Consider the following 2,675-nt stretch of genomic DNA (forward strand, 5'->3'; position numbering starts at 1 on the left):
ATGAGCGGCGGTTTATCCCACCACTCCGGACCGTAGCCCCAGTAAACAGGATCAAACTTCAGCTCGCCGTCACGCTCACTGAGCAACAGAACCTTAGTCCCCGGCGCCACGTTGTACCGGCCAATGGGTTCAGCATCCCGGGTCAGTTCTTCCGGGCCAATACCCAGAGCGTCAAAGTAGTCATCTCTGCTGCTGTACTGCGCAAATCGTCCACACATAAGCCCCTCCTGCTATTCAGCATAGGCGGTATACTTTTGTCCGGAGGGATTATCATGTCACATAACCTTGCCGCCCGGCCCCGGGAAGAGCGCGATCGGATCAGCGTGGATTTAGCCGTGTCCGGTGACGCACCGGCCTGGCGCCAGTCATATTCACGGCTCTGCGGAATACCTCCCTCCTGACCGTCGGGCTGCGCCGTGACTTCACCTTAGCCGGGCCGCTTCGTCCGCAAGGCAGCTTCGCCTCATGACTCACCCGTTCCCCCCCGTTCGCGGGACATTCAGTCCGCTCCGGCGGCGCGTGCGGCTTCGTCCCTCGACCCTGCGTCCTCCGCAGTGGCCCGGCTGCCGTGACGTCACGGCGCTGATGCCGTGCAACCTGTAACCGGAGTAACCATGAATCACCCTCTCACCACTGGCCAGCTGGCCGAACAGCTGCAGCGTTTTGCACCAGACACACCCTGCGTAGTGCACCTGTGGGTAGCCGATGACTTCGAAGACGTGGCACCGGAGCTGACGTCCGATGAGGTGCTGGCCACGATCGCGCTGGCCGATGCCACGCTCGATGCGGATATCAGTCTCAGCTGGTACTTCCTGCGCCACTGCGCTGACACGGTTCTGGCAAAACGGAAGGAAAAAGAGTGAACACCTGGCTGGCTTCCTTTCAGGCAGAGTGGCAGGGCGCATGCTCAGAGGAGCATTTGCTCATCCTGTCACCGGATGAGCAGCTGGCAGAGGCGGGCTGCATGCTCATGGGCCGTACGTGGTGGAAGGGCGAACCCCGTGAGAGTGAAGGCTGTTACTGGCGCTTTGACGGCAATGACGTCTGGCTGAAGTCCCTCGTGCAACTTGATGCGCAGCAGGCAGCGACACTTTCCGGCCTCCATTTTCTGGATGAGTGGCAAGTAACCGGTACGCTTATGGCACCCGTGGTGAGCGACCGGTGCGGTTGCCACTGGCCTGATTTCCGGGGCTGAAAACGACTACTTAGGCGGCCGCCCGGCGGGCGGCGCTTTTCACGGGAAAGATAATGATGACGTCGCTTCGCTCCACGCTTATGCCGTCTCCCGTCCTGCGGCCGGTAAACGGCGGGCATAAAGTGCCGTGCCCTCACGGTAGCCGGGCGGCCTCGCAAACAAGGGAAGCTGTCGCCGGCCTGCTCACCCGTTCCCCGCCGTGCGCGGGACATTCAGTCCGCTCCGGCGGCGCGTGCGGCTTGCGCGTCCGCCCCTGTTTGCTCAGCTGGTCGCCCGGCTTTGTGGAGGTCACGGCACCAGAGGGGTGCCCCCTTCATCCAAAGGAGCACAGCAATGTCACGATTCATGCACGGCGACAGCGTACAGGTTATGGGCGGCTTTCCGGACAAAAGCATTGATTTCATTCTCACCGATCCGCCGTACCTGGTCGGCTTTAAAGACCGGTCCGGGCGCACCATTGCGAATGACGTAAACAGCGACTGGGTGCTGCCGGCGAGCCGGGAAATGTACCGGGTGCTGAAAGATAACAGCCTGGCGGTCAGTTTCTACGGCTGGAACCGCGTGGACACGTTCATGCAGGCCTGGAAGGAAGCGGGGTTTCGCGTTGTCGGTCACCTGGTTTTCACCAAGCCCTATGCCTCAAAGTCGGCCTTTGTCGGCTATCAGCATGAAAGTGCCTACCTGCTGGCGAAGGGGCGCCCGCCGCTGCCGGCAAAACCGCTGCCGGACGTGATGCCATGGGAATACACCGGCAACCGCCACCACCCGACCGAGAAGCCGCTCAGCATCCTGCGGCCGCTGATTGAAGCCTTTACGCAGCCGGGCGCCATTGTGCTGGATCCGTTCGCCGGCAGCGGTTCGACCTGCGTGGCCGCCGAGGAATGTGGGCGCCGCTGGATCGGTATCGAGCTGCTGGAACAGTACCACGCCGCCGGCCTGCGCCGCCTTTACGCCCGGCGCAGCGCGCGCGCCGCCTGATCGTTACGGAGAAGAAAAACATGAGTACACAAATCCCTGAAAACGCGCTGGCCGACGACGTGGCAGACCTGGAAGAATCGCTGTATGAGTTTCATCTGCGACTGCGTGATATGACAGCGCGCCACCTCTGGCACGGCGCCAGCCTGGAGCAGCGCATGACCGGCTTACTCATTGAGGGAATCGACAACGACCTGGTGGAACTCTGCCGGCGCGCGGCGCAGATCCGGAAACACTATCGCTAGGGTGATTAATAAACAACCAAAATACAAAAGCCCTGCCGGCGCGTGGCGGGGCTTCGTTTATCCACAGGGTTCCGGTGCTGATATGCACGCCGGCTGTGGACAGGACTGAGAGGAAAAGGACGTTGCTGCGCGCCGCTTTTATGCCGCCTGCGGCGGGGGAGGAAAAACGTGCGGTCTGCGGCCGGTGCCGTGACTTCACTTTAGCCCGGCCGCTGCGTGTTCAAGAGATCGCTTCGCTCGCCGTCCTCGCCCGTTCGCAC

General features: G+C 61.9%; 5 protein-coding genes. 4 read left to right on the forward strand and 1 reads right to left on the reverse strand.

The window, feature by feature from the left end; translation table 11 throughout:
- Positions 1–218, reverse strand: a 218-nt coding sequence (locus CBW22_RS25100; RefSeq protein WP_176428194.1) for an SOS response-associated peptidase family protein, incomplete at its 3' end; no start/stop codon positions are given.
- Between the two features lie 396 nt (positions 219–614).
- Here CBW22_RS25100 and CBW22_RS25105 point away from each other — a divergent pair.
- The 4 genes from CBW22_RS25105 (at position 615) to CBW22_RS25120 (ending at position 2,415) form a co-directional block, all read left to right on the forward strand.
- Complete coding sequence (locus tag CBW22_RS25105) at positions 615–863, forward strand: hypothetical protein (protein WP_088518171.1); 249 nt, start codon at positions 615–617, stop codon at positions 861–863.
- A complete protein-coding gene (locus tag CBW22_RS25110) occupies positions 860–1,195 on the forward strand; it encodes a hypothetical protein (RefSeq protein ID WP_088518172.1) in 336 nt (111 codons plus the stop codon). The genes CBW22_RS25105 and CBW22_RS25110 overlap by 4 nt, the downstream gene beginning before the upstream one ends.
- Before the next feature lie 333 nt (positions 1,196–1,528).
- The gene (locus CBW22_RS25115; protein WP_088518173.1) at positions 1,529–2,173 is read left to right on the forward strand and encodes a DNA methyltransferase; all 645 of its coding nucleotides are present in this window, start codon (positions 1,529–1,531) and stop codon (positions 2,171–2,173) included.
- A 20-nt stretch (positions 2,174–2,193) separates the two neighbouring features.
- Entirely contained in the window at positions 2,194–2,415 is a 222-nt protein-coding gene (locus CBW22_RS25120) for a hypothetical protein (RefSeq protein WP_088518174.1), read from the forward strand.
- The last annotated feature ends 260 nt before the right edge of the window (positions 2,416–2,675 follow it).

Source organism: Pantoea sp. VS1 (assembly GCF_002207995.1).
Lineage (GTDB): Bacteria > Pseudomonadota > Gammaproteobacteria > Enterobacterales > Enterobacteriaceae > Pantoea > Pantoea dispersa.

Coding starts and splice junctions, on each gene's coding strand:
- CBW22_RS25105 (WP_088518171.1), top strand. CDS start 615: ATGAATCACCCTCTCACCACTGGCCAGCTGGCCGAACAGCTGCAGCGT.
- CBW22_RS25115 (WP_088518173.1), top strand. CDS start 1,529: ATGTCACGATTCATGCACGGCGACAGCGTACAGGTTATGGGCGGCTTT.
- CBW22_RS25120 (WP_088518174.1), top strand. CDS start 2,194: ATGAGTACACAAATCCCTGAAAACGCGCTGGCCGACGACGTGGCAGAC.